This window comes from Endozoicomonas sp. SESOKO3 (genome assembly GCF_024606255.1).
This window is the reverse complement of record NZ_JAHHPR010000116.1, coordinates 1-24,594: the sequence shown is the minus strand read 5'-3', so window position 1 is coordinate 24,594 and position 24,594 is coordinate 1. Positions and strand designations below refer to the sequence as shown.

Genomic DNA, 24,594 nt, shown 5'->3' with positions numbered 1-24,594 from the left:
GACCAATTTATTGCAACCGCAGTAGGACAGCCTTAAGTCCGACAGGCTGCTAGATGACTGCTTTATACAATCAGCCTGGAGACTTGGCTTGCAAGCACCGTTCAGTCCATCCGATATCTGGCTCATCCTGACCAAAATACCCGAGGGTAGCGTGGTCACCTATGGACAACTGGCCAACATGGCCGGTGCACCAGGCTATGCCCGGGTAGTCGGTAACATTCTAAAGCAACTACCTTCAGGTTCCGGACTTCCCTGGCACAGAGTCATCAACAGCAAAGGACAAATTTCGTTTCCAGTGTCCAGCGCCAAGTATCAACAACAGCAATCCTTGCTTGAATCAGAAGGTATCACTTTGCTCAATGGCAAAGTCAATCTGAAGCTATTTCAATGGAGTGGAGAGTAAATCTTGAACGACCTGGATCAGCACCCTGAAGACATTGCCCTGGCGATTGAAATTATTCGCCAGTTGGAAAACCTTAACTATCAACCTGAAACCATTCTCCAGGCAATGGTGCATGTTTGCAGGGATTCTCTCGGCAAGCTTCCAGAACAGGAAAAGGGGCAGTGGCAAGCAAAACTGATCGCCGAGATCAAAAGATAGAGTTAGCGGGCTTTTTTGCCCGCCTCGTCAATCGGGAGCAGCCTCCTCAGACTGCTCCATCAGCTTCTGTAAATAAGTGATTAACAGCAACACTGGCAATCCAAGAATAGCGGAGCCTGCAAAAAAGATGGGGTAGTTCACCGCATCCACGACGCTGCCGGAGTAGCCTGCCATCAGTTTGGGTACCAGTGTCATCAGTGAACTGAAGACTGCGTACTGCATCGCTGTGAATGCCCGGTTCGTCAGACTGGAGAGGAAAGCCACAAAGGCAGCAGAAGCAATACCGGCGCTGAGATTATCAGCTGCAATGACCACAGCAAGTATCCAGGTTTCAGGTTCCATTTGTGCCAGCATGGAAAACAGCAGGTTACTGACAGCAGCCAGTAGCCCACCGATCCAGAGGATTTTCATCACACCGTAGCGAAGGGCTAACAGCCCGCCCAGGAAACCACCGGCAATGGTCATCAACAAACCAAAGGTTTTGGTGATAGCCGCTATCTGTTCCTTGCTATAACCCATGTCCTTGTAAAACACATTGGCAACGGCTCCCATCACAATATCAGCAATCCGATAAGTGCCAACCAGCAGCAAAATATAGATCGCCAGTTTTCCATAACGCGCAAAGAAGTCAGTAAATGGTGTGACGTAAGTTTCTCTGACCATCCCCCTGGGTGCTACGTTCAGGCTGATCATCAACCAGGCAGACCCTCCACCCAGAGCGACACTGAACAGCAACCGGAAGAATTCAGAAAAGAATCCTGCAACATGTGCAGAAAGCCCGCCATCCACCAGCGTCGTTTTCAACTGGGAAGCTATCTCAGGGGTCAATGTAAAGCCTGCCACAAAAGCGCCTGCTGCCACTACAAACAACCCCAGAAAACGAACATAGTCACGGGTACCGTATTGTTCAGAGAAGGCTGACTGATTGTTTTCAGGCTCTGAAATCAATAGTGTGGTGGCAACCCCTACCAGCATGAACGCCGCCATACAACGATAAACAGAAGCCCAGGCCTCATAGTGGTAAACGGATTCGTCGCCACCTGAAAACCAGCTGGCCAATGCCAGACTGCCTGCCCCGGCTACTATCATACCGACTCTATAGCCTGCAATGTAAGCGGAAGACATCATGGCCTGAAGATCGCTCTCCGCAGCTTCTATACGATAGGCATCAATGACTATATCTTGTGTGGCCGATGAGAACCCCAGCATCACTGCCCCTACTGCAACCCAGGTCAATCCATAGATGGGATCATGACTCGCCATAAATAAAAGAGCAGCCATCACCGCAAACTGGGCAAGTAACAGCCAGGCTCTTCGGCGCCCGAGACTTTTTGTCAACCATGGCAGGGGAACCCGGTCAACCAATGGGGCCCAAACAAACTTGAATGAATAACCCAGGGCAGCCCAGCTGAAGAAAGTCACCATGCTGCGTTCAACACCCGCCTCCCGCAACCAGATAGACAGGCTACTGAATATGAGTAATATGGGAAGGCCTGCTGAAAAGCCAAGAAACAGAGCACTGATTACCCTAGGATGCCTGAAACTCTTCCATGCCTCTCCCCAGGAACGGGTAGAAGCGTTCATTAGTTGCATTCTGCTCCTCCGGGTGTGCTTTTGACGGTTTTTATAGTGTTCTTCGTTGAACTCTTGGTGGAAAACTGTCCCGATAATATCAACATAATGATTGTGCCTTCCAGTGGTCGAATCTATTGAACTGAGTTTATGTCGCAGAACTCCCGGGAAGTTTTAATCAAAGCACACCTGAACATGCCGGGGAACATTTTTTTCGTCTGGATGTTGCTCAACAGGAGAGGCGAGCCTCTCCTGTCAGGATCAGTCTCTGAAGTTATTGTATTGAAGAGGCATCTCGGTGTCCGCTTCTCTCAGCAAAGCAATAGCGCTCTGAAGATCATCACGCTTCTTGCCAGAGACGCGAACCTGCTCGCCCTGAATGGCAGGCTGTACCTTGAGCTTGGCATCCTTGATCATCTTGACGATTTTCCTGGCCTGCTCTTTATCCAGCCCCTGACGAACCACGACATCCTGTTTAACCTGCTTGCCAGAACCATAATGGTCTTTCACTTCCAGGCATTTAACATCAATGCCCCGTTTGACCATTTTGGTTTTCAGCATTTCAACCATCTGCACCAGCTGGAAGTCAGCATCGGCTGTCATCACAATCTGGTTTTCACCGCTCTTTTCAAAGCTGGCTTCAACCCCTCTGAAATCATAACGGGTGGTCAGCTCGCGGTTCGCCTGATCGACCGCATTGGTCAGCTCGTGCATATCCACTTCTGAAACAATATCAAATGAAGGCATGAGGGATTTTCCAATCAACAAACTCTGAAAGTAGATGACTATTGTATCCGAGAATCCCTGCTGAATGGCAAGCCCCCGTTACAACGGGTATGGCAATCAAGACGCTTTACCACGGTCTTCCAGCCTGAAACCAATTCTCACGGTCACCTGAAAATGTGCGATCTCACCATCCTCAATATGACCCCGATGCTCCACCACTTCGTACCAGCCCAGGTGATTCAGAGTGACACTGGCAGTGGCAATAGCATTGCGTATGGCATCGTCGCTGCTGACGGTTGAGCTGCCTACCACTTCCAGAATTTTATAGATGTGTGACATAAGTACTCTCCACGACGTTGGAACGTAGAGGTAGTATAGACATCCTTTTAATCGCGCTTGGCAAGAACAAACATTTGATAGCCGAACTGCCCCAAGAATTTACTGTAGATATCCAGCTCACTCTCGATATCCTTCAACGCTTCTGATTCAGACATATCTGATGACAAATCATGGATTCGTTTTTTCAGTGGTTCAGAGTAGTTATCCCACGACTCCCTGCTGAGAGAAAAGTGGTCGACTACATCATACCCGGCAGCATCCATTTGTTTCAAACGAGTGCTAATCGCCTGAATATCAGGATAGGACTGCTCCCAGAACGCCATCGCTTCTTTGTCCGGCTGATCTGTCAGCCAGACCAGGTCGCTTAACATCATGTAGCCACCGGGCTGAAGAAGCGGCCGCCACTGAGTCAGTGCTTTTTGAACCCCCATGATGTAAGCACTGCCTTCTGACCAGATGAGATCAAAGCTTTCATTCTCGAAGGGCAATTCAGTCATGCTGACGCAGACACTGGAAAGCCTTCCGGAAATATCCTGTTCCTCAAAACGTTCTTCCAATCGAGCCAGTGCTGACGGTTCGTTATCTATTGCAGTGATGTTTGCGTCGGTATTGTCTATCAACAACTTGGTTGACAGACCTGTGCCACAACCAATCTCCAGAATATCAGCAGGGGCTTCAGGCAGCAGAGACAAGGCTTTCAGTGTGTCTTTTTCATTGCCTGGCCCCCAACGTTCCAGCGTCTCATAAACTTTCATAAAGTCGTTCATATAGGTTTCGTGATCATTCATGTCTTTTGATAACCATTTTAATCTGAGGGCTTCTTTCTCAGTAAAACCCTGCTTCACCAGCCAGTTAAGATGAGCATCCGGAGCCACCCTTTCGAGGTCTTCATGCCAGGTTCTGAGATCACCTTCACCCAGCATGGCTGCCAGCAACGCTCGTGATTGCTGCTTCAATGCAATGTCTTCATCAAGCTGCCTTAAGCGATTTCGTAACAAATCTTTGTCTATCTTTTCTTCAAGGCAAACTTTGCACTCTTTCAAAGTCAGCCCTCCCGCTTGCAGTTGCTGAATCAGGCGGACTCTTTGCAGGTCTTCATCGCTGTAGAAACGGTAGCCATTTTCAAGCCTCTTACCTGAAATAAGCTGCTGTTTCTCGTAGTAAAGAAGCGCAGTGCGTGAAAGCCCGACAGCGGCGGCTAATTCAGAAATTCGGTACACACTGAAGTATCCTCAAATCATCAACAGGGAGGAACTTTAAGCTATAAAGCTGTAGACAGGTCAAGGAAAATTGAACGCCCGGAAATAAACAGAGACCAATCCCAAGATGCCGAAAGCCTGTAAAGTGTCATCAACGTCTAGTTCAGTGGAGGTCTTACGCTGAAGTTCGACACAACAATTTCTCCACATATGTTTGATTTTCAAAAAAGATTGAAAAATACTCTATTTGCCATTATGACACATAACAAGGAGGATTTATGGCAACATCACTACCCAGAATCACCACCCGTATTGATACAGATACAAAAGAACTACTGGCTGAGGCTGCGGCTATTATCGGTGTTTCCAGCATTAATTCCTTTGTACTGTCCGCTGCTATTGAGAAGGCCAAACAGATCATGGACAGCGAGCGATCCCTGAAACTGAGCCAGCAAGATGCTCTGTTACTTGTGCAGGCTCTGGATAAAGATTTAAAACCCAATCCTCGACTTAAGCAGGCGGCCCAGCGTTATAAAAAGACAGGGAATAAATGAAAACTTTAATTCTCGATAAGAGCAAACACGACCGTCAAGGCTTTGATTGCGGTGTTTCTGCCCTGAACAATTATCTTCAAATGATGGCGAGGCAGCAGGCAGGGAATGACAATACCCGAACCTTTGTGCTGGAGGACTCAGATTGTCCAGAAACCATTATCGGGCATTACACGCTGACCATGATTCCACTGGACTTGCAGGCTCTGCCTGCCAGACTGCAAAAAAAACACAGTAGCGCGGGTTCGGCAGGGCTGATTGCCCGCTTAGCCATCAACAAATACTACTCCGGGCAGGGTTATGGAGAGTGGTTGTTAATTGACGCTTTGCATAAATTACTACAAGCCAGAGATACTGTCGGATTCCCATTGGTTGTCGTAGATGCCAAATCCGGCATAGCTGCTTTTTATGAGAAATTTGGTTTCACACCTTTTATTAATAATCCAGACAAATTGTTTATCACCATTAAAGAGATCAGAGCCAGCCTGCAATAATCATTGCAACTATTCAGTGACACTCCCCGCCTTTGTTCATCAAATAGCTTGCTATTCTCGGTAATACTCCCAGTTATCCATTAGCGACTCCAGTTGCCCTATATACTGACGATATGCAGATAACTGCTTCCCAACCCGCAGTAATAAAGGATTGACCAGACTGGTCTGAAAACCCAGACTTTGAACAAATTTGTCAAAAGGAACAGTGACAACTTTGTGCAAGGTTGCCATGTCAGCCTTCTGCATATCTTGCTCCTCATGTTCCATGGCAAGCCGGATCAAAAATCGCGTCAATGGCTCGACAAACGCAGCCTCTGATTGGAAAGGCCCCTCCGTATCAGAATGGTCCGAGTTGTCTTTTAACCAATGATAAATCTGACTGCAAATTTCTCCAACGGTAGCTTCTTCCTGAAATTTTTGTAATTCATCAATGGGGGGTATGATATCCGATCCAAAGCCCCTACGATGAGTTTCAATAGATTTTTCTAAACGTTCCAGTATTTTCGGGGATATTGCCGTGCAAACCAGATCCCGGATGTCAACTTCGTCGGTTGTATCCATTGGACTGGGGACATCTGGCTCCTCACCCAGGCCATTCCCGTTAGCACGGTTATGAAATAACAAGAACAGTCCTGTAACAAGTGAATAATAAACAGGGTCTTTCACTATGCGCAAAATATCGTTATTGGCGCTACTGTTGGCGTGATCAATACAATAAATACTGATACGATCGCTCTCCAGTTTCATCATGAAATTGCCCGTTTGGAAATCGGTGTTTAAAAAACAGGATTCACTGACTAAATCCAAATAAACCTCTAGCACAAGTTTATGAATGCCGACGATAATAGTATTGATTTCCGCTTCACTTAACCTTCCACCCTCTTTCCAGTCCGGCTGCCACGAAGTGAGCCTTTCCCTTAACGCGTCTGCCCGATCAAGAGAACAGCCATCAATATACTCCATCACAAGGGCATCAGGACGGGATAAAGGTACAGACACCTCAGGTACCCTGAACTGAACCGGCACCTGATAGCCTGAACCGGTACTTACCTGATACTGCCTGGTTTCTGTCAAATCTTTTAATGCCTCAGACGCTTTTTCGGTAAACGTAAGTTCCCGTGATAAATCACACTCATTACTAAAATTCTTGAATGCACTGGATATGTCGTCAAAGCATATCTTAGAGATAAAACCCCAGTCATGGAGGGTAGAAAACAGGCTGATCATCATCGAAACATCAATGTTAATTTTTTCTGCCAACTCAGGTGATAAAGATTTAACAGCAAAATCTCTTCCACCAATATTGAACTTATCGACCTGGCAAACAGTCCCACGCCCAAGTGTTTCAACATGCCGTACAGGTACTGCTGAAACGGCACTGTTAGCTATGAACTGGCTACCGCTGTCATTATCAACTGTGCCTGATCGTTCCAACTTGGCATCTTCAGAAAGCAGTCCGACATTAACCAGATTGTGCTCGATAATTTTCCTGATTACCTCAGGATCAACCTTGCCTGCCGAATACTGGCTTGCGACTTTGATTATTTCAGTCGTGTAGTTATGAAGATCTTGATATGATTTGAAATACTCAGCCGGTGCCTGTGTTGCAGCTACGTATTGGCCTATTTTGCCGCACAGCCCGCCATGTTTATGAAAAAACTGAGCAATTGGTTCAGGAGAACGATAACAAGCCACCTTCGCCAGTGTAGTGCAGCCACTATAAGCCAACCCAAGAACACGTGATGTCCTTTTAAGGGAGCGGGTGAGTCCTTGTGTCACTGAGCTAGCCGCCTGAGATATCGTCCTGAAAACCAGGGTTTCACCCGCTCTGGAGTGATCGGCTGCAGGGTATTCATGCGCCGGTTGCAATTGCTTATCGGGATTAATGGCGGTGACAGTGCTTTTTGATGATGCACTGGTGGAAGCAGTAGTCTCAGACACCCTGCTGTAAGCACCGGTGCTGGTCACTCCTCCGGTATTATTGGAAACATCCATATCATTCTCCTTGGCTCATCCATATTGTTTACCTGCTATTTTTGACTTGAACGAATCGAAGAAGTTCATTTTTAATTCTTGTTATTTTTTGCCTTTTTCAATGTTGAATTGACACAGCGGTAAACAGGTCAAGAAAAATTGAGTGGTCGAGAACAAATAGAGACCGACTTACTCCGCAGGCGACACTCAATATTCACATATCATCTTTGACTGTTTAAACTCGCGCGGATTATCTCAACCAGAGTGAGCCAAGAAGTGACCTGGCATATCATCGGTGCTGGCAGTATGGGCTGCCTGTGGACAGCTCATCTCCTCAAGGCCGGAATGAAACCCACCCTGCTTGTTCGTGAACAAAGGTTGCGCTCGCTCAATGCTGCCCAGCCTGTTCTAACCATTGATGAACTGGATGGCACCACTCAACACTACCCCATCAAAGTGGATTCTCCCGAATCTCTCACTGACTCGATCACACATTTAATGGTCTGCACAAAAGCTCAGGATGCTGAAGCTGCGGTTCTCTCACTGGCTGATCATTTATCAGACCAATGTCAGATACTAGTAATGCAGAACGGTATGGGAAGCCAGCAAGCGGTAGCACAACATTTCAGCTCACAAACCATATGGGCCGCATCGACGACAGAAGGGGCATGGATGAAAGACTTTCTGCATGTCTGCCATGCCGGTCGTGGATCAACCTGGGTCGGTCCTGTCGTTCAGAACCCTGACGAATCTGTCTGGCACGCTTTCAAAGAGGCTCTGGAAAAACTGCCAATCGATATTCAGTTTACCCATAAGATTGAACAAAAGCTCTGGGATAAGCTGGCGGTCAATTGTGCCATCAACGGTCTTACTGCCTTGTATGATTGCAGGAATGGTGAACTTCTGAACACTGAAGAACGTCAACAGCGTCTGGCAGCCTTGGCTGAAGAAGTGATGCAGGTGAGGCAATCGGCCGGTATTCCCGGTTCAGGAAACCTTTCTGAGTTAGTCAGGCAAGTCTGTCGGGATACTGCGATGAATCACTCCTCCACCTGCATGGATGTCCGACAGGGTCGAAAAACCGAGCTGGCTTTTATCAACGGCTATCTGATTGAGCAGGCCGAAAAGCTGGGGGTGGAGACACCTGTCAATCGGGCATTGATGAGAGAGTTGGCAGAACTCAGCATCCGGTAGTCGGAAATAAAAACGCCATTACCTCATCGACCGTGAGGCGAGTGCCATAACCTGATAGCCGATCCCAGTTGGCACCGGTAGTGAGCAAATCTGAGAATAACTCCGGTTTTTGCATCCGTTGCAATAGACTTTATTTTAAATTGTCCATCATCCTCCTCGGAAAGGGTGTAGACAATTTGCCATTCTGTCCAGGCTGGCACTACCCATTCCGGCTCAGGAGGGACATCCCTGAGTCCGAGCACTAAATGCGTACTCACTTTATAACTCGTTGACATCACTATTGAGCCATCTTCATTAATGTTGTTTTGTTTAAAAACAGTCATCTTTTTTCCTTTGAGACTCTGAAATAATGGCCACTTATCCGTACACTGGTCGAGATCAATCACACCGGTAACAGACAGTTCTCCTTGCTCAAGAGCACTCTTGAGCGATGAGTAGGATTCAATTTGTGTGGCCCCGGCCCATGCCCATGCCTTGGAACAGATGATAACCACTGTGAGAAAAGCACAGGTGATCAGCCTGAAAATATACATGTGTTTTTGCTTGTTGTTGCGTTTTGAAAGAAATCTCCATTATAGGTGATGATGCGCCATTGCATTCGGCAAGACCAAAGATATCTATTTTACGGCTATCTGATTGAGCTGGCTGAAAAACCGGTGGTAAAAACACCGGCTAACCAGCCACCAATGAGAGAAATGACAGAACTCAGCACCCAGTAACCATAAAAACTGCCGACGCCCTGATGACCGTGAGGTGTTCGCCATAACTTAACAGCCGATCCCAGTTGGCACCTGTATTGACCTGCGCTCAGGATCGCTCCGGTATTTGTATCTGTCGCAATAAACTTTATATTAAATTGGTCATCATCCTCCTCGGAAAGAGTGAAGGCACTTTGCCCCTCTATCCAGACTTGCCCTACCCACTCTGGCGGAGGATTGGCAAGCTTGAGTTCGGCCATTAAATGCATACTCACTTTATAGCTCGTTCACATCACTATTGAGCCATCTTCATTAATGGTGTTCTGTTTAAAAACAATCATCTTTTTTCCTCTGGAATTCAGTGATAATGGCCACTTATACTGACACTGTTCCATATCAATCAGGCCGTTAACAGGCACTTTCCCCTGCCCAAGAGCACTCTTGAGCGCTGAGTAGGATTCAATTTGTGTGTTCCCGGCCCACGCCTCAGAAAAAAAGATAACCAGAGTAAGAAAAGCACAGGCGACCAACCTGACAATGCACATGTTTTCTGCCTGTTGCTGTGTTTCATATGAGATCTCAAAGACCGTGAGGTGTACGCCATAACTTAATAGCCGATCCCAGTGGGCACCTGTAGTCTCCGGTTATGAGGGTCTTTCCGGTCTTTGCATCCGCTGCAATAAACTTGACTTTAAATTCCTTATCATCCTGACTGGAAAGGTCGTAGCCACTCTGCCACTCTATCCAGACTGGCATGTCTTCTGTCCGGTCTGGCAGACGACTGGCCCACTTGCTTTCATCCATAAGCGTATTCACTTTGTAGGTGGTTAGCATACTCACCGTGCCGTCTTCGTAGATGGCGTTTCGTTTGAAAATAGTGATCTCTTTTCCCCGAAAATCCAGAGTCTTTTGCGACTTACTCGTGCACTGAGCAAAATCAATCACACCGATAATAGGCACTTCTCCCTGTTCAAGAGCGTCCCTGAGGGCTGGGTAGGAGTCAATTTGTGTGGTCCCGGCCCATGCCTGAGAGCCGGAGATGACCAGAGCAAGAAGGGCACAGGCAAAGAACCTGATGATGAACATACTATGTGCCTCCCACTGTGTTTTAAAAGGGATTACAATTATAGATCAAGACAGGCTATTGCAATCGGCAAGACCAAAGACATCAAGTTGTTTATAATCCCAGCCAATTTTTCATCATTCCCGGTAAAACATAAGTAGACTCAACATGCAGCCCCATGACAATCTCACCTCCGACCTGATCGACACTATCCAGCGCAATGTTCGCCATGCTCTGGAAGAGGATATCGGTTCAGGTGACATTACGGCCTCTCTGATTCCTGCCGGGCAAATGGCCAAAGCCCGTATCCTATGCCGTGAGCCTGCCGTTATTGCCGGACGCCCCTGGTTTGATGAAGTGTTCAGACAGATCGATTCATCGGTCAATCTGAACTGGCAGGTTAAGGAAGGTGAACGTGTTGCAGCGGATCAGGTTCTGGTTTACATGGAAGGCCCTGCCAGAAGCCTGTTGACCGGTGAACGTGCTGCCATGAATTTCCTTCAGACCCTTTCCGGCACCGCTACCCGCTGTTATCACTATGCCAGTCAGGTCAAAGAGACAGACGTTCGACTGCTGGACACCCGCAAAACCCTGCCCGGTCTTCGTCTTGCTCAAAAGTACGCCGTCAAGGCAGGCGGATGCCACAATCACCGAATCGGACTTTATGATGCCTTCCTGATCAAGGAAAACCATATTGCCGCCTGCGGGGGTATTGAGCAGGCAGTCGACACCGCCCGAACCATGGCTCCGGGCAAACCCGTAGAAGTGGAAGTCGAGAACATGGAGGAGTTCCGACGGGCAAGAAGCGCTGGTGCCGACATTATCATGCTGGACAACTTCCCTCTGGAAACACTGCGTGAGACCGTTGAGTTGAACAAAACTCTGCCAGCGCCTCAGCCCGGACTGGAAGCTTCCGGAGGAATCACCGAGGAGCGCCTGCCGATGATCGCAGCGACCGGCGTCGACTTTATTTCTATCGGAACGCTCACCAAAGACATTGAGTCCGTTGACCTTTCCATGAGACTGGTTGATATCACAGAGATCTGAACAGGAAGCCACAGAGCATGAGTAAAATTCTGGTCACAGGGGGGGCTGGTTATATCGGTAGCCATACCTGCCTGGAATTATTAAACGACGGCTACGAAATAGTAGTTCTGGACAACCTTAGCAACAGCCACCAAGAATCTCTGCGCCGGGTTCAGGAGATAACTGGCAAGACACTGGAGTTTGTGAACGGCGACATCCGCGATCGAGCCTTGCTGGACACTCTCTTTCAACAGCATGATTTTGAAGCCGTCATCCACTTTGCAGGGTTGAAAGCCGTAGGAGAGTCCTGCGAGATTCCACTCGATTACTATGACAACAATGTGTACGGCACCTTGGTACTTTGTCAGGCCATGCAGGCAGCTCGTGTTAAACGTATCGTTTTCAGCTCGTCAGCGACTGTCTATGGTGATCCGGCCACTCTGCCGATCACGGAAGATTTTCCGCTGAGTGCCACCAATCCGTACGGTCGCTCGAAGCTGATGGTGGAAGAAGTTCTGGGAGACCTCTTCAAATCAGATACAGACTGGAGCATTGCGCTGCTTCGTTACTTTAATCCGGCAGGCGCTCACCCTTCTGGTCGTATCGGCGAAGATCCTAATGACATCCCCAACAACCTGATGCCCTATGTGTCTCAGGTGGCCATTGGAAAGCTGGAAAAACTGCGAGTCTTTGGTGACGACTATCCCACCGTCGACGGCACCGGAGTTCGTGATTATATCCACGTCGTGGATCTGTCACTGGGCCATGTCAAAGCCATAGAAAAACTTCGTACAACCAAAGGCGTACATATCTGGAACCTCGGCGTAGGCAAAGGTTGTAGCGTACTGGAAATCGTTGCAGCGTTTGAGAAAGCGTCTGGACAAAATGTGCCTTATGAAATCACACCTCGCCGTTCCGGAGACATTGCTGCCTGCTATGCCAATCCCGAAAGAGCCCTCAATCAGCTAGGCTGGAAAGCAGAGCGAGGACTGGAAGACATGGTGACCGACGCTTGGCGCTGGCAGTCCGAAAATCCCAATGGCTATAACCCGTAAACTTATAGCCATTTGATTCTGACCCACCTCCCGATCAGTTTCGTCTTTTGTTGCCGATCAATAAAAGACGATACCCGCCCCGGAAAACTGATCATGAAACACCTTTTTTTACCCTTACTTTTGCTCATCCCAGTGGCGGCATGGAGTGCCTGCCCAAGCTGGTCTGCTGTGCAGGCTGAAAAGCAGATCACTGCTCTGCACAAAGAAATCAAACACCACGACGATCTCTACTTCAACAAGCACTCTCCGGTCCTTACCGACCATGAATACGATGCGCTAAAAGCTCAACTGCAATCTCTGAAACACTGTTTTCCAGAACTGACACTCCCCGCTGTCGCTGAAGAGAATGCCGAAGGACAAGTCGATCATCGCGCCTTTATGGGTAGTTTGAAAAAAGCCCGGGACATTAACGACATCAAAAAATTCCTCAAAGAAGCCGGAAAGGAAAGCATTCTGGTTCAACCCAAGATAGATGGTGTTGCGGTTGAGCTGGTTTATCAGAACCGCAAACTGGTAGCCGCTTCCACCCGTGGCACAGGCGACAGAGGAGAGAATATTCTAGATGCAGTCAAACAGATGCCCATGATCCCGAAAGTGCTGAAAACGGAATACAATGACATTATCCTCCATGGAGAACTGTTTGCCCGTTTGAGTGAGACCGTCAGACATTCCACTTACAGCAGTGCCCGCCATTTTGTCTCCGGCCATATCAGTCGCAAAGAACTGGATGTTAGTTCACTGGACAGTATCGAGTTTTTCCCCTGGCGCTGGGTCAACAGCCCGTTTGAGAGCGACAAAACGGTTATTAACACCCTGTACAGCTATGGCTTTGAACTGCCTGCCCGGTATACCGATCTGGTGAATACTCTGAAAGAGATAGAAAAAATTCGTCAAACCTACAGCAAACCCAGTGGTGAAGAACCCTTCCTGATGGACGGTATTGTTCTGAAACTGGACAACCTCGAGCTTCGCAAAAAACTGGGCTGGGACAGCCGCAGCCCTGCCTGGGCCATTGCCTGGAAATTCGCTTCAGACAGTGCGGTAACGGAAGTTAAGGGCGTTGATTTCAGAGTGGGACGAACCGGCCATATCACCCCGGTACTTCAGGTGGAACCGGTAGCAATCAGAGGGGAGACAGTCCGTCAGGTATCACTGGGCAGCATCAAAAACCTGACTGGGAAGGATATTGCTATTGGCGACCAGATTTCTGTTCAGCTGAAAGGTGCCGCTACACCCGTTTTTGGTCAGGTTGTTCTGAGACCGGAGCATCGCACCCAATCGACACCACCAGACCCGACAGGTTACGATGCCTTCTCCTGCCTGGAGTTGAAGCCCGGCTGTGAAGAACAGCTGACGGCAAGAGTAAAGTGGCTGGGGACAAGGTTGGATATTCCCTTCTTGCACGAGCCTCTGATTAAAAAACTGATGTTAAATAAAATTATCAGCCGCTTACCAGATAGTTTCAAAATGTCTGAATATGATCTGAAACAGGCAGGCTTAAATGAGCACTCATCGAAACAACTGCTAATGGTACTCAGCACTCTCCACATGGCTTCTCTGAAGTCCCAGATAAGAGCCTTGAGCATTCCACAGGTGGGAGAAAGTCGTTCTGAAAAACTGGTAGCCCATTTCAAAAGCTGGAAAAAAATTCTTAATGCTACGCCTCAGGAAATAGCTGCTGTGGCTTTGATGTCCGTTGAGCAGGCTCGGAGAGCTAAAAGCTATTTAAATGCTCCGAGCATCAGGGACTCTATTGAATGGTTTAGACGACCATGACTGTATTTCCGCCTTAAGCAGTCTCAAAAGCATCAACAATAAAAACCTCTCTGGCTTCCGGGCTGTCTCGTTCCGCAGCAGGATCATAATCTTATACGGGTTCATGCCGTTAAAAAACAATTACTGCGCTGATGCTCCCACTTAGATGAAGAGTGTCTTTTGATTGTTATCTTTATGAAAGGGCAGTGGCTAGATCAAGGACTATCTTTATCATTGCATTTCAGGTCATCAAGCTTGCGTTTTCGATGTATTCGTTTGTGATTCGACAGGGCTTTGAGACTGTCGCAAACCTTTCCGCATAGCTGCAGCTGGCTATCATCACCGGTCACCGTCACCTCACAGGTTTGTGGCCCACTGTGGGAGCTTCTTTTGTGATCCGACAACGCTTTGGGGCCATTGAATACCCTCCCGCATGGCAACAGCTGGCTATCTTCCCCGACCACGATGACGTCACAGGTTCGTGGACTCCTGTGGTACCTGTCTTTGTGATTTATCAGGGCTTGTTCATTCTTGCAGAGCGTTCTGCATGGTCGCTGCTGGCCACTTTTACCGACCACTGTCGCCTTACAGGTTTGTTCCCCGGTGTGGTATCTGATTTTGTGAGATGACAGTGATCGGGCATGCTTGAAGGTTTTCCCACATGGCCACTCATGGCCGTCTTCCCCGACCACAGTGATGTCACAGGTCTTTTGTCCATTGTGGTAAATGCTTTTGTGACAGTGAAGGGCATGGGTATTCTTGCAGACCGTCCCGCAAGGCCGCTGTTTGCCATCCTTCCCGAGCACGGTCATGTCACAGGTTTGTGGCTCTGAGTGGTAGATTGCTTTGTGATCCAACAGCGCTTTAGGGCCGTTGAAGACCATCCCGCATGGCCGCGGCTGGCCATCTTCCCCGATCGCAGCCACATCGCAGGTTCGTTGTTTTCTGTGGTATCTGTCTTTGTGATCGGTCAGGGCTCTGGCATTTTTACAGGACACACCACATGGTCGCTGTTGGCCATCCTCTCCGGCTACCGTGGCCTCACAGGTTCGTTGCCCGGTATGGTATCTGCTTTTGTGACATAACAGAGATCGGACATGCTTGAATACTTTCCCACATGGCTGCTGATGGCCATCCTCCCCGAACACGGGCAATTCACAGGTTTGTTGCCCGCTGTGGTACATGTATTTGTGTGTGTAGAGAGCACGAGCATTCTTGCAGACTTTCCAGCATTGCCGCAGCTGACCATCCTCCTCGACCACTATCACGTTACAAGTTGCTTTCCCGGCAGGAGCCGTTGTACTGGCTTCCCCTGCATCGACTGAGTTCAGGGCAACCCTGTCTGAGGCAACCCCGTCTGAGGCGACCCCTTCTAAAGAGTTGCAGCTATTCAAAGGAGCGTTTTGTCCGGGTGTTGCTACTGTCGAAACTCCTACAGAATCCAACGGCGATTGAGCTAACCCCGTGCTAACGGTTGAGGATCGGAATTGACAAACGCCGTGACAGGGCTGGACGAAACAATTTAAACCTAAACTGTGCAAATGTTGATGAGGGTCTCCGTTACCGTTTCCAGAGTCAGAGCACACAAGACTGGTGCAATAGCCTGTGGCTAAGGTGGCATTCTGGCCGGACGATTCTGATGGCTGGCCCTGTTGCTGACAGGTTTGATGGTTATTTCCAGAGCCAAACATCATAGTGATGGTGGCAAACGGATGAAACTCACTCGCCTTTTGTTGTCCACTCGGGTTAAACGACGGTGAACCGGGGTTCCAATAGTTCTGTAAAAGCCAACTGACAGTGACGGCCATTTCTACAGGTGACCACGAATAAGGTGTGATTTTTAGAGAGGCGCCTTTGGTTGTCAGGATTAGTTCGTAACCCACCAGCAGCTGGATGTTGTAGAGCCATTGCCATGAAATCGATTCAATATGTGTTGTTTTAACCCCGTATTCGCCCGATTTGTGTGGATTGTGATCAGGTGGCAAGCCTGATTCTGTATAACTGTTTGCGTAGGCAATGACTGACGGGTTACCTGAGAATGTACGCCGGTCACGCATTATAGTGAAGCGCTGTTTCGTAGAACCTTTTTTCTGCTCAAGCTCGACAATATAACGTTCTGTCAATGGTTGGGTCTGGCAGTTGACAGAAAACAATAGCAGTAAGAGCGCTGCTACAAAGAGTGAGTGTTTAATAATTCTATCCCTGCTTTCCGGTTTACAGAAAGGAAGGATAGATCAAGAAAATAAGTGTGCTTTCCCGTTAAAAATCCATTAAAGCGCTGTTGTATCGATTTATACGATTAATGTCTTTTGTTCTTTACCCTCATGTCTCATGAAAGGGCGTGTGTCAGATCATGGGTTAAAGTCATCATCCCCGACAATGCTCACATCACAGTTTTTTTGACCGTTGTAGTATTTGCTTTTGTGAACCTTTAAAGATGCTGCAACTAAACTGCAAAATAGAAGGGTATCTTTCGAGTCCGCAGCACACAGCTATTGGGTAATAGCCATTAGTCTTGATTCATTTGGGCACATTCTTAATAAATACGAGCATGCTCAGGGTCTTATTTTCAGTTGATTAGGGATCAAAAAAAGGGGGGGGGTTTGCGGGTAAAACGGACTTTATTTGCAAGCAGCTACAACTAGGCCAGGCACCATTCTGAAGTCACTCTTATCGTCAAATAAACGCCAGACAGACAAAAGGCCGGGTTTAAATCCGGCCTGGGTAAGAACTATCCCAATGAAGTTCTAGGGCGAGAAATCAGGTGTACCAGTTAAAGAATCATTACTACAGAGTGTACCACCACCATTACAACGAAGAGTCCATACGGTGCCTGTTGAATCAGGAGTATACGTTAAAGTCTGACCATCATAGGCTCCACCTGGGGTAATGGTGATAACCCCGTCCGTTACCCCAGTAATTGTGTTTCGTGCCGCAGGAATACCAGAACCAGATGCACCTGCATCACAACTAGTAATAGGGTTGGTTTGAGCACAAATACCCACTGCGGTTTTATATTGGCTGGCTTCACTCAATGCAGCATTTACCGTCGCATTACGGGTATAGTTCTGGTACTGGGGAATCGCCACTGCCGCCAGAATACCAATGATCGCTACTACGATCATCAGTTCGATCAGCGTGAAACCCAGCGTCCTGGACATCCATGTTTTCATCTCGTTATCCTCGGTCATTGAATAGTTGCCCAACGCCAAAACCCGGGGCCCCACAGGTCAGTCTCTAGCAACATGTTTCGGCGCTCATGACCAGAGCTTTAGGCTTTTAAGCCCGCTAATTTCTCGTGATTTTCAAGTGTGACCCGATAACCCCAATACAGACTTAGTTACAGAGGCGGCTATCGTGAAAAATCGCAACCTTTTCGATAATAAAAGACTCTCTCTTGCCGCTCGGGCCATAACCGTTGTGCTGGTGCTTGCATCCACTGCAGTCACCGGAGCTTTGAGTCTTCAGACCATTTACCAAGGTGAAGTGGATCGCTATTTCGAGAAAGAACAGGGCTCGGAGCTGATGCTGATTATTCAATCGGGTCACCACACGCTCAAAACCACAGGCTCAGGAAAAGACAATTTCAGACCACTATTGAGCAGTGAATTGGGGCAATATCAGGATCATACCTTTGTTGGCTGGCATGCGGATTTCAAACAAATGACCCGGGGAGGTGGACTTCCTTTTTTAATGCTCTATGAAGTCAGCTATAAGAAAGGACGCACTCAAGAGTTTTTTTCCTACGAGGGTTTGCTGAGCCCAAAGCTAATCGCCAGAGAGGTACATATTAATTAATGAGGTGAAAGGCTCCATTCTGCCAGAAGCGTGGGGTCATGGATTCAAAGGGAATTGAAACAGGATAGGTGCCTTGAATGAACTCAACATAAAAAATGATAAAGAAGATCATCGACAACACGATGAGCGTTAAAACCAAAAGCTTTGAAATAATCAGTTCGCAACCCTTTACTTGAGCACTGGCCATTAGTCTGTCGTTAACGTGAGCGTGTAGACAATAACCCACTACCAGCACCATCATCATCTGACTCATCGGCGTGATGAGCACACCGCTGATCTGGGCATGAAGAGCCGCACTCGAAATAGCCCACAGAGCCGATATCTGGATATAGGCTTTTCGCCCGGAGATCTGCCCGCCGTCTAAACGTTTTTTCAATCCCACCAGATAAGAAACACTGCCCCAGAGCAATAGGATTACAAAGCACAGTGTGGCCAGCGTTCCCCATTCAGAAAGCCACTGTAAAACAACATTATGGGGTGATCCCAGTCCGTTGCCTGATGAAAGAATAAATTGTTGTGGCCCGACCCCAAGCATGGGGTTCTGCAATGTCAGTTGCCAGGCACTAATCCAAAGCTCAACCCGGTCATAGGTTTTCAATGCAGACGAGAGCGGCCTGAAGCCATCAAGTCCATTCCCCAGAAAGAAAGGAATAAGCCAGATCAAAATCCAATAAGCGAGCAGCCCAACGATCAATGCTTTTATATGAACTCGAATGATGGCTGTGATTGCCTTCCGGAAACAGAGGTAGATGGCTATTCCACTCATAATCAAAGAGAGAACAATACCTCGGCTCTCTGATAAAAAAACGAAAAAATACATGACCACTAAAGGAACCCAGCTTAATCTCTGAACCAGAGATCCCATGTCCTTCGATAAAAGGGGCAACAACGCCAACAGTGGAATCAGCCAGTTCTGCGCATGATTCAAAATTCTGGGGTTAGTGAATCCATAAACCGTGTGCCTCCATGCGTCAGGCGGATATTGCAAATAAACAGCATAGTGAAACAGGTACCCAAAACCATAAAGCCCTATCGCTAAGCCGATGACACTGATAACCCCCGCCAGTCTTCTCTCATCAATACTCTTGGCCAGCAGTAATGAACTCATCATCAACAGGCCATAGAGTCCAACCTCCTGAATGCCTTTTACCGGATATTCACTCATTAATGCAGAGCATGAGCCAAACACCAGGCCGGGGAAGATCAAGACCTTGGCTAAAAATGGCAATTGAGCAAAGCCATTCAGGGTCTGATAGCTAAGGAATACTCCAAAGATCACAGAAAGAAAAATCACCTGAACGACTCGCCTGAAGTTATAGCTGGAGAGCCCGAAATTCCAGATTAAAAGAGCCGACCACATTGCCAACAGCGTCAATGTGATTAGCAGGAACACTGCATTTTTTTGGAGAGACTGATGAATAACTGTGAACATGAGTGCTGAATATCAATGGACACAATGATCAGATATCGGCTGCAAGTCAGGCAAAAATAGCCTCATAAAGGGCTGACAGGCTCAAAATTCAGACTGTAATCCTTACGATCAAAACCAAACTAAAAGGAAATAAAATATGAGCCTGTCCTTTAACTATTTCAATTACTTTCTTTGGATAAAAATACTGACGAGGGCCAGTGCACCAGATCCTGCCATCAATAGTGTCGAAACCGCATTGAGCACCGGTGTTGAACCTTCCCTCATACGATCAAACAATGTAATCGTTAATGGGGAATCACTGCCTGCAAGAATTAATGTGGTATTAAAATTCTCGAAAGACATCAGAAAAGCCACAACCGCTGAGCCAATCACCGCTGGCTTTAACCAGGGCAGTGTAATCGTTGTGAATATCTCAAAACGGCTTGCACCCAGGTTTAAAGCAGCTTCTTCCATTGCGGTATCCAGCTTTCTCAGTCGTGCTGAAATGACGAGTGTTGCCATAGTACTGATAAATACAAATTGTCCAAGAACAATAAGTGGCAGACCGGGCCTTAAAAACTCCAGATCGAGTCCATAACTGTCTTCTATCGTATTGGCGATGCCGCTACTGAAAGAAAGAATGGAAATCCCGAGAATGACGCCCGGAATCACCAGTGGTAGCAACATCAAACTATAGAGAAACTGTTTTCCCCGAAAATCATATCGCTCAAACAACAGTGCATTAGTGATAGCTAAAGTGACGGACAGAATAGCAACAAACAGTGCGATCATGAGGCTAGTGATAATACTTTCCTGTATCGCACCGTCATGAAATAAGCCACGACGCTCTTTGTTGTCGGCAAAATACCAGTCCAGAGTAAACCCTTCCCACGGCAGGGAAGGAAATACACTGTCGTTCATTGAGAAAACGGCAACGACGACAAGTGGAGCCAAAAGAAACATAAAGAACAAGCATACATAAACCGTGTAGGTTTTCTGAAATGCTCTGCTTTGGGGAATACTCGGTATCATGATCTATTTCTCAGGTTTCACTGGCTAATGCCTGTTTGAAGGACTGTTTGCTGAGCTTCAGTCCAAGCCAGACAATCAGCGACGACAGACAGAGCAATAAAACGCCAAAGGCTGCTCCCTGTTCCCAGTTAAAGCGGGTAATAAACTGGGTAAAAATCTGCTCGGTAAACCAGAGACTGTCTTTACCACCCAACAGTGTCGGTGTCAGATAATTACCAAGGGTCAGCATAAAGACGACGATGCATCCTGATACGATGCCTGGTACAGCGTATGGAATAATGACTGTGCGAAGCACCGTGAAGTGGTTACCGCCCAGGTCATAAGCTGCTTCTACAAGGCTGTCGTCCATTCCTTCCAGGGTGCTGACCAGAGGCACTACCATAAAGAGCATGGAGGCATAAACGAGGCCCGTCATAACAGTAATGTCGTTGTACAGCATCTCTACTGGCGCGTCCACCACTCCAATCCATTGCAGGAAGCCACTGACAACACCGCTCTCACGCAGCAAAATCATCCAGCCATAGGTTCGCACAAGTTCACTGACCCAGAATGGAATCAGACAGGCAAGAAACATCAGGTTCTTGTTTTTACCCTGGGCAATTTTGGCGATATACCAGGCAACCGGAAAGGAGATCAGTAATGTCAGGGCCGTAGCAAGTATGGACATCACCGCAGTGCGCAAAAATGTATTCCAATAGAGCGGCTCTGTGAAAAACTCCCGATAATGAAGCAGGCTGAACTCATAAACACCGTAACTGACTCGCTCTCTCATTGAGATGCCCAACATATCCAGCTGTGGTAACAGAATCAGCAATGTCAGCGTCAGCAGCAGTGGCATTAACAGCAGATAAAAAGAGAGTTTTCTACCAGTCATGGTCAAGATTCTCTCTTTTTATTTGATAGAAAAATATTGCTCTGTTGCATATCCCAGGATAATGAGACTCTGTCTCCAGCCACCAGATCATTAAATTCTCGAGTCTGTGGCAACGAAACACTCAACTCTTGGGATGAATCGATATCTTTCACCAGTATCTGGCTATTACCGCCATCAAAAAGAATATTTTCTACCCGACCATTAATATGGTTTTCAGACGTTACGCTCTGATCTCTCCGGATATGAATGGCTTCCGGGCGGATAAACAAATCAACAGCGTCTCCTGCTTTAAGGTCTATTTTTGGAAACGCAGTGTTAAATTGCTGTCCGGCGTTAGATCGGATTATTGCCGTTTCACCAACAATAGACTCAACGATCCCGGCCACCCGATTGTTATTACCAACAAAACCAGCGACAAATGACGTTTTTGGCTCATAGTAAAGCGACTGCGGAGAGCCCACCTGTTCAAAACGGCCATGATTCATGACGGCTACCTGGTCCGACATAACCATTGCTTCAGATTGATCGTGGGTTATGTAAATAAAGGTGGTACCAAACGCTTTTTGCAGTTTTTTTAACTCGACTTTCATTTGTTCCCGAAGCTTCAGGTCAAGAGCGCCAAGAGGCTCGTCCAGCAAGAGAACATCCGGTTCAAGCACCAGACATCGAGCAATTGCCACCCGCTGTTTCTGTCCACCGGAGAGTTGATTGACCGATTTTTTTTCAATACCCGTCAAACCAATACGTTCCAGAACATCGGCAACTTTTTTATCCCTTTGCGGCTTTGGTACCCTGTTGCGCTTGAGTCCGTAAGCAATGTTTTCCCCAACATTCATCATGGGAAAAAGAGCCAGGTGCTGAAACACCATATTTACCGGACGCTTATTAGCCGGGATACCAGCCATCTTCTTTCCTTTTATCAGAATTTCTCCCTGATCAGGTTCAGAAAAACCGGCAAGCATTCTCAGCAGCGTGGTTTTGCCACAGCCAGAGGGGCCCAGTATGGAGAAAAAGAAGCCAGCAGGGATTTCAAGAGAAATGTCATTTACTGCCTGAAAACTGCCAAAGTGTTTGAAAACATTGCGGCATTCGAGATCGAAAGTCATGAGGGTGTACATCCTGAAAAACCACCAGCCTCTGTCATATAACTCTCAGCAAAAAACAGGACTGGCGGGTAAAGCTATAACTGATTACTGTGCGGCTTTGATACGATCCAGCGTTTTTCCTTCGATGATTTCCAGGCCTGCAGGTACTGGCGGATACCACTTGATATTATCGAGACTGCTCTGGTTGTAGCTGATCTTATAGCTGTTGCTGAGCTGTTCGTTAACAAACTCTTCAGCACCGGCAGATGCGGTAAAGTTACCCGCAGCCTCGGTGATTTTGGCAGCAATCTCAGGCTGCATTACAAAGTTGATCCATTGATAAGCAGCTTCATCATTCTTGCCTTTGGCGGGCAGGGCAAAGGTATCAATCCAGCCCAGTGCTCCAGACTCTGGTGGTACGAAGTTGATGCTGGTCGTTTCTTTATGCAGCTTCCAGCCGCCTGCATCCCAACCCATGGCCAAAGTGACTTCGCCACTGCGCAGCAGGTTAAGCAAAGCATCACCGCCTTCCCAGTAAGCTTTAACATTGGCTTTGCAGTTGATGAGCTTCTGCTCAACTTTGCCCAGAATTTCAGCGTATTTTTTCTGATCGTTGTAGGCTGCGAATGGGTCTTCGCCCATGGCAAACGCGAAACCAATCAGGGTTGGACGCTTCAGGCGATAGGATACTTTGCCCTTGTAATCATCAGAGCAGAGGTCATTAAAACTGTAGCTGCTTTTGCTACCTGCAGTATCGGTAATCAGACCGCTGGTACCCCAGATATGAGGCACACCGTACACATCACCGTTTATGGTGGTGTTGGCTTTGGTGGCAGACAGCATGGAAGGAATAAACTGACCGGCATCGAGTTTACTGAGGTCAACAGGTTTATAAATTCGATATTCTTTCTGCGCACCGACAATACGATCCTGACTTGGCTGCACCAGATCATAACCAGCACCGCGAGTAGCGCGAAGCTTGGAAATCATATCTTCGTTATTGGATTTGGTGACCTTAACGGTAATACCGGTTTCCTGTTCAAACTGATCAATCACTTCCTGAGGCGCATAGCCTCCCCAGGTCAGAATTCTTAGTTCTTCCGCCTGTGCACTGGTGGTGAGCATGGCAACGGTGGATATGGTCAGCGCTAGCAGACCTTTCATTGGTTTCAACATGGAGCGCCTCTATGAGGTTTGTTATTGCTCACTATTGTTATGCAATTTTGTTACAGAAATGTTTCACTCGTTAAAACGAAGGTCAATAAAGATATGAGCCTGTTCATATTTATTTTAAAAATATGTGGCTGTTCAAAACCGCCTTATGAATTTTGCGGGTCAGGGTCTGGATGACACTGTACGTTCCCATGGGTTATATAACTGTACCTGGCACATACGCATATCGTTTGTATTTCGAGTAACTACAGTACAGTCATGCACCAAGCCTGTGACAGCTATAAGCCCATCAATCACAGGCATAGGTGCGCCCTTTTTTTCAGATTCAGACTGGATACGCCCCCAAGCTATTGCCACCCCAAGATCTACAGGCAATATTCTGTGCTTGAAGCGCTCCATAAGATCAAACTCAAGCCAGGTTCGCAACTTATCCTGTCTTGTCGGCTCCTGGCATTTCCCTATTCCTTTTTCAATTTCTGCCAGAGTCAAAACACTCAAATAGAGCTTGTATTCCTCACAACTATCCATCCATTCAAGTACATGCTGATCAGGATTTTTTTTGAATGCTTCTGACAATACACAGGTGTCCAGTAAATACTTCACAGATCTTCATCCCTCGGAGTTTCTTTACTTCTGTCAAACACTTCAACATCAGCATCCGAAAAGGGAGATGCTTTTAGAAAGTCACTCAGACTATTCTCTGGTGCAGACATCTTTTGATAGTCTTCAAACGAAAGAATGACAGCCGCTTTATGCCCGTGACGGGTCACAAATTGCGGACCGTACTGGCGAGCCCTGTCCACGATATGACTAAACTTGCTTTTCGCCTCTTGTAACTGCCATTGATTTTCCATCTCAATCTCCTGAATCATGACACACCTTAAAAAAACTAGTCTGACTAGTCATATATGTCAACCTCAGTCTCTTCCAATATGAAATGAGCCTGAAGGGGAGCCCAGTTTCCAACATGAAAT

At 47.4% G+C, this 24,594-nt stretch carries 27 protein-coding genes; 9 read left to right on the top strand and 18 right to left on the bottom strand.

What is annotated here, in order from left to right; translation table 11 throughout:
* Positions 1 to 88 precede the first annotated feature (88 nt).
* On the top strand, positions 89 to 403 hold the full coding sequence (locus tag KDK18_RS02165) for an MGMT family protein (protein ID WP_257252865.1): 315 nt from the start codon (positions 89 to 91) through the stop codon (positions 401 to 403).
* A 3-nt stretch (positions 404 to 406) separates the two neighbouring features.
* Entirely contained in the window at positions 407 to 601 is a 195-nt protein-coding gene (locus tag KDK18_RS02160) for a hypothetical protein (protein WP_257252864.1), read from the top strand.
* Positions 602 to 628: 27 nt separating this feature from the next.
* On the opposite strand, the gene KDK18_RS02155 is transcribed toward KDK18_RS02160, so the two are convergent.
* The 4 genes from KDK18_RS02155 to KDK18_RS14600 all read right to left on the bottom strand — a co-directional run bounded on the left by KDK18_RS02155 (position 629) and on the right by KDK18_RS14600 (position 4,458).
* The gene (locus KDK18_RS02155; protein WP_257252863.1) at positions 629 to 2,194 is read right to left on the bottom strand and encodes an MFS transporter; all 1,566 of its coding nucleotides are present in this window, start codon (positions 2,192 to 2,194) and stop codon (positions 629 to 631) included.
* Positions 2,195 to 2,434: 240 nt separating this feature from the next.
* Positions 2,435 to 2,920: a YajQ family cyclic di-GMP-binding protein gene (locus tag KDK18_RS02150; RefSeq protein WP_257252861.1), complete on the bottom strand. Its 486-nt coding sequence runs from the start codon at positions 2,918 to 2,920 to the stop codon at positions 2,435 to 2,437.
* A 96-nt stretch (positions 2,921 to 3,016) separates the two neighbouring features.
* Positions 3,017 to 3,238 carry a dodecin gene (locus KDK18_RS02145; protein ID WP_257252859.1) on the bottom strand — a complete coding sequence of 74 codons (222 nt, stop codon included), beginning with the start codon at positions 3,236 to 3,238 and terminating at the stop codon, positions 3,017 to 3,019.
* A gap of 47 nt (positions 3,239 to 3,285) precedes the next feature.
* Complete coding sequence (locus KDK18_RS14600; RefSeq protein WP_257252858.1) at positions 3,286 to 4,458, bottom strand: MerR family transcriptional regulator; 1,173 nt, start codon at positions 4,456 to 4,458, stop codon at positions 3,286 to 3,288.
* Positions 4,459 to 4,715: 257 nt separating this feature from the next.
* Here KDK18_RS14600 and KDK18_RS02135 point away from each other — a divergent pair, with 257 nt between their 5' ends.
* Together KDK18_RS02135 and KDK18_RS02130 are read left to right on the top strand one after the other, a co-directional pair.
* Entirely contained in the window at positions 4,716 to 4,991 is a 276-nt protein-coding gene (locus KDK18_RS02135) for a DUF1778 domain-containing protein (protein ID WP_257252857.1), read from the top strand.
* A complete protein-coding gene (locus tag KDK18_RS02130; protein WP_257252855.1) occupies positions 4,988 to 5,482 on the top strand; it encodes a GNAT family N-acetyltransferase in 495 nt (164 codons plus the stop codon). The genes KDK18_RS02135 and KDK18_RS02130 overlap by 4 nt, the downstream gene beginning before the upstream one ends.
* Positions 5,483 to 5,533: 51 nt before the next feature.
* On the opposite strand, the gene KDK18_RS02125 is transcribed toward KDK18_RS02130, so the two are convergent.
* Positions 5,534 to 7,477 carry an AarF/UbiB family protein gene (locus tag KDK18_RS02125; protein ID WP_257252853.1) on the bottom strand — a complete coding sequence of 648 codons (1,944 nt, stop codon included), beginning with the start codon at positions 7,475 to 7,477 and terminating at the stop codon, positions 5,534 to 5,536.
* Between the two features lie 255 nt (positions 7,478 to 7,732).
* On the opposite strand from KDK18_RS02125, the gene KDK18_RS02120 reads away from it, so the two are divergent.
* A complete protein-coding gene (locus KDK18_RS02120) occupies positions 7,733 to 8,650 on the top strand; it encodes a 2-dehydropantoate 2-reductase (RefSeq protein WP_257252852.1) in 918 nt (305 codons plus the stop codon).
* Between the two features lie 23 nt (positions 8,651 to 8,673).
* Here KDK18_RS02120 and KDK18_RS02115 read toward each other — a convergent pair whose 3' ends face one another.
* From KDK18_RS02115 to KDK18_RS02100, 4 genes are all read right to left on the bottom strand, one after another.
* A complete protein-coding gene (locus tag KDK18_RS02115) occupies positions 8,674 to 9,183 on the bottom strand; it encodes a hypothetical protein (RefSeq protein ID WP_257252851.1) in 510 nt (169 codons plus the stop codon).
* Between the two features lie 95 nt (positions 9,184 to 9,278).
* Positions 9,279 to 9,608, bottom strand: a complete 330-nt coding sequence (locus KDK18_RS02110) for a hypothetical protein (protein ID WP_257252850.1) — start codon at positions 9,606 to 9,608, stop codon at positions 9,279 to 9,281.
* Positions 9,609 to 9,635: 27 nt separating this feature from the next.
* Positions 9,636 to 9,893 carry a hypothetical protein gene (locus tag KDK18_RS02105; protein ID WP_257252849.1) on the bottom strand — a complete coding sequence of 86 codons (258 nt, stop codon included), beginning with the start codon at positions 9,891 to 9,893 and terminating at the stop codon, positions 9,636 to 9,638.
* A gap of 34 nt (positions 9,894 to 9,927) precedes the next feature.
* On the bottom strand, positions 9,928 to 10,434 hold the full coding sequence (locus KDK18_RS02100; protein WP_257252847.1) for a hypothetical protein: 507 nt from the start codon (positions 10,432 to 10,434) through the stop codon (positions 9,928 to 9,930).
* A gap of 145 nt (positions 10,435 to 10,579) precedes the next feature.
* On the opposite strand from KDK18_RS02100, the gene nadC reads away from it, so the two are divergent.
* From nadC to KDK18_RS02085, 3 genes are all read left to right on the top strand, one after another.
* Positions 10,580 to 11,458, top strand: a complete 879-nt coding sequence (gene nadC, locus KDK18_RS02095) for a carboxylating nicotinate-nucleotide diphosphorylase (protein WP_257252846.1) — start codon at positions 10,580 to 10,582, stop codon at positions 11,456 to 11,458.
* Positions 11,459 to 11,475: 17 nt separating this feature from the next.
* Positions 11,476 to 12,492, top strand: coding sequence for a UDP-glucose 4-epimerase GalE (galE, locus tag KDK18_RS02090; RefSeq protein ID WP_257252845.1), 1,017 nt, complete (start codon positions 11,476 to 11,478; stop codon positions 12,490 to 12,492).
* Between the two features lie 93 nt (positions 12,493 to 12,585).
* On the top strand, positions 12,586 to 14,268 hold the full coding sequence (locus tag KDK18_RS02085) for a helix-hairpin-helix domain-containing protein (protein ID WP_257252844.1): 1,683 nt from the start codon (positions 12,586 to 12,588) through the stop codon (positions 14,266 to 14,268).
* A gap of 194 nt (positions 14,269 to 14,462) precedes the next feature.
* On the opposite strand, the gene KDK18_RS02080 is transcribed toward KDK18_RS02085, so the two are convergent.
* Entirely contained in the window at positions 14,463 to 16,400 is a 1,938-nt protein-coding gene (locus KDK18_RS02080) for a hypothetical protein (protein ID WP_257252842.1), read from the bottom strand.
* Positions 16,401 to 16,994: 594 nt separating this feature from the next.
* Positions 16,995 to 17,453 (bottom strand): prepilin-type N-terminal cleavage/methylation domain-containing protein, encoded by a 459-nt coding sequence (locus KDK18_RS02075; RefSeq protein WP_373691136.1) that lies wholly within the window; start codon positions 17,451 to 17,453, stop codon positions 16,995 to 16,997.
* 151 nt (positions 17,454 to 17,604) lie between these two features.
* Between KDK18_RS02075 and KDK18_RS02065 the strand changes: the two genes are divergently transcribed.
* The gene (locus tag KDK18_RS02065; RefSeq protein ID WP_257252841.1) at positions 17,605 to 18,045 is read left to right on the top strand and encodes a hypothetical protein; all 441 of its coding nucleotides are present in this window, start codon (positions 17,605 to 17,607) and stop codon (positions 18,043 to 18,045) included.
* Here KDK18_RS02065 and KDK18_RS02060 read toward each other — a convergent pair.
* The 7 genes from KDK18_RS02060 to KDK18_RS02030 form a co-directional block, all read right to left on the bottom strand.
* Positions 18,038 to 19,477: an O-antigen ligase gene (locus tag KDK18_RS02060; protein ID WP_257252840.1), complete on the bottom strand. Its 1,440-nt coding sequence runs from the start codon at positions 19,475 to 19,477 to the stop codon at positions 18,038 to 18,040. The genes KDK18_RS02065 and KDK18_RS02060 overlap by 8 nt on opposite strands.
* Before the next feature lie 162 nt (positions 19,478 to 19,639).
* Positions 19,640 to 20,419, bottom strand: a complete 780-nt coding sequence (locus tag KDK18_RS02055) for an ABC transporter permease (RefSeq protein ID WP_257252839.1) — start codon at positions 20,417 to 20,419, stop codon at positions 19,640 to 19,642.
* Between the two features lie 79 nt (positions 20,420 to 20,498).
* Positions 20,499 to 21,362 carry an ABC transporter permease gene (locus tag KDK18_RS02050; RefSeq protein ID WP_257252838.1) on the bottom strand — a complete coding sequence of 288 codons (864 nt, stop codon included), beginning with the start codon at positions 21,360 to 21,362 and terminating at the stop codon, positions 20,499 to 20,501.
* Positions 21,363 to 21,364: 2 nt separating this feature from the next.
* The gene (locus KDK18_RS02045; RefSeq protein ID WP_257252836.1) at positions 21,365 to 22,468 is read right to left on the bottom strand and encodes an ABC transporter ATP-binding protein; all 1,104 of its coding nucleotides are present in this window, start codon (positions 22,466 to 22,468) and stop codon (positions 21,365 to 21,367) included.
* An 84-nt stretch (positions 22,469 to 22,552) separates the two neighbouring features.
* A complete protein-coding gene (locus KDK18_RS02040) occupies positions 22,553 to 23,623 on the bottom strand; it encodes an extracellular solute-binding protein (protein ID WP_257252835.1) in 1,071 nt (356 codons plus the stop codon).
* Positions 23,624 to 23,782: 159 nt separating this feature from the next.
* Positions 23,783 to 24,223: a type II toxin-antitoxin system VapC family toxin gene (locus KDK18_RS02035; RefSeq protein WP_257252834.1), complete on the bottom strand. Its 441-nt coding sequence runs from the start codon at positions 24,221 to 24,223 to the stop codon at positions 23,783 to 23,785.
* The gene (locus tag KDK18_RS02030) at positions 24,220 to 24,492 is read right to left on the bottom strand and encodes a type II toxin-antitoxin system Phd/YefM family antitoxin (RefSeq protein WP_257252833.1); all 273 of its coding nucleotides are present in this window, start codon (positions 24,490 to 24,492) and stop codon (positions 24,220 to 24,222) included. The genes KDK18_RS02035 and KDK18_RS02030 overlap by 4 nt, the downstream gene beginning before the upstream one ends.
* Between the last annotated feature and the right edge of the window lie 102 nt (positions 24,493 to 24,594).

What these genes read in the sequence shown, in the direction of transcription:
- KDK18_RS02155 (WP_257252863.1), bottom strand. Translation starts at nt 2,194, where the DNA reads ATGCAACTAATGAACGCTTCTACCCGTTCCTGGGGAGAGGCATGGAAG.
- KDK18_RS02150 (WP_257252861.1), bottom strand. Translation starts at nt 2,920, where the DNA reads ATGCCTTCATTTGATATTGTTTCAGAAGTGGATATGCACGAGCTGACC.
- KDK18_RS02145 (WP_257252859.1), bottom strand. Translation starts at nt 3,238, where the DNA reads ATGTCACACATCTATAAAATTCTGGAAGTGGTAGGCAGCTCAACCGTC.
- KDK18_RS02135 (WP_257252857.1), top strand. Translation starts at nt 4,716, where the DNA reads ATGGCAACATCACTACCCAGAATCACCACCCGTATTGATACAGATACA.
- KDK18_RS02130 (WP_257252855.1), top strand. Translation starts at nt 4,988, where the DNA reads ATGAAAACTTTAATTCTCGATAAGAGCAAACACGACCGTCAAGGCTTT.
- KDK18_RS02125 (WP_257252853.1), bottom strand. Translation starts at nt 7,477, where the DNA reads ATGGATGTTTCCAATAATACCGGAGGAGTGACCAGCACCGGTGCTTAC.
- KDK18_RS02115 (WP_257252851.1), bottom strand. Translation starts at nt 9,183, where the DNA reads ATGTATATTTTCAGGCTGATCACCTGTGCTTTTCTCACAGTGGTTATC.
- KDK18_RS02110 (WP_257252850.1), bottom strand. Translation starts at nt 9,608, where the DNA reads ATGGCCGAACTCAAGCTTGCCAATCCTCCGCCAGAGTGGGTAGGGCAA.
- KDK18_RS02105 (WP_257252849.1), bottom strand. Translation starts at nt 9,893, where the DNA reads ATGTGCATTGTCAGGTTGGTCGCCTGTGCTTTTCTTACTCTGGTTATC.
- KDK18_RS02100 (WP_257252847.1), bottom strand. Translation starts at nt 10,434, where the DNA reads ATGTTCATCATCAGGTTCTTTGCCTGTGCCCTTCTTGCTCTGGTCATC.
- nadC (WP_257252846.1), top strand. Translation starts at nt 10,580, where the DNA reads ATGCAGCCCCATGACAATCTCACCTCCGACCTGATCGACACTATCCAG.
- galE (WP_257252845.1), top strand. Translation starts at nt 11,476, where the DNA reads ATGAGTAAAATTCTGGTCACAGGGGGGGCTGGTTATATCGGTAGCCAT.
- KDK18_RS02085 (WP_257252844.1), top strand. Translation starts at nt 12,586, where the DNA reads ATGAAACACCTTTTTTTACCCTTACTTTTGCTCATCCCAGTGGCGGCA.
- KDK18_RS02060 (WP_257252840.1), bottom strand. Translation starts at nt 19,477, where the DNA reads ATGTTCACAGTTATTCATCAGTCTCTCCAAAAAAATGCAGTGTTCCTG.
- KDK18_RS02055 (WP_257252839.1), bottom strand. Translation starts at nt 20,419, where the DNA reads ATGTTTCTTTTGGCTCCACTTGTCGTCGTTGCCGTTTTCTCAATGAAC.
- KDK18_RS02050 (WP_257252838.1), bottom strand. Translation starts at nt 21,362, where the DNA reads ATGACTGGTAGAAAACTCTCTTTTTATCTGCTGTTAATGCCACTGCTG.
- KDK18_RS02045 (WP_257252836.1), bottom strand. Translation starts at nt 22,468, where the DNA reads ATGACTTTCGATCTCGAATGCCGCAATGTTTTCAAACACTTTGGCAGT.
- KDK18_RS02040 (WP_257252835.1), bottom strand. Translation starts at nt 23,623, where the DNA reads ATGTTGAAACCAATGAAAGGTCTGCTAGCGCTGACCATATCCACCGTT.
- KDK18_RS02030 (WP_257252833.1), bottom strand. Translation starts at nt 24,492, where the DNA reads ATGATTCAGGAGATTGAGATGGAAAATCAATGGCAGTTACAAGAGGCG.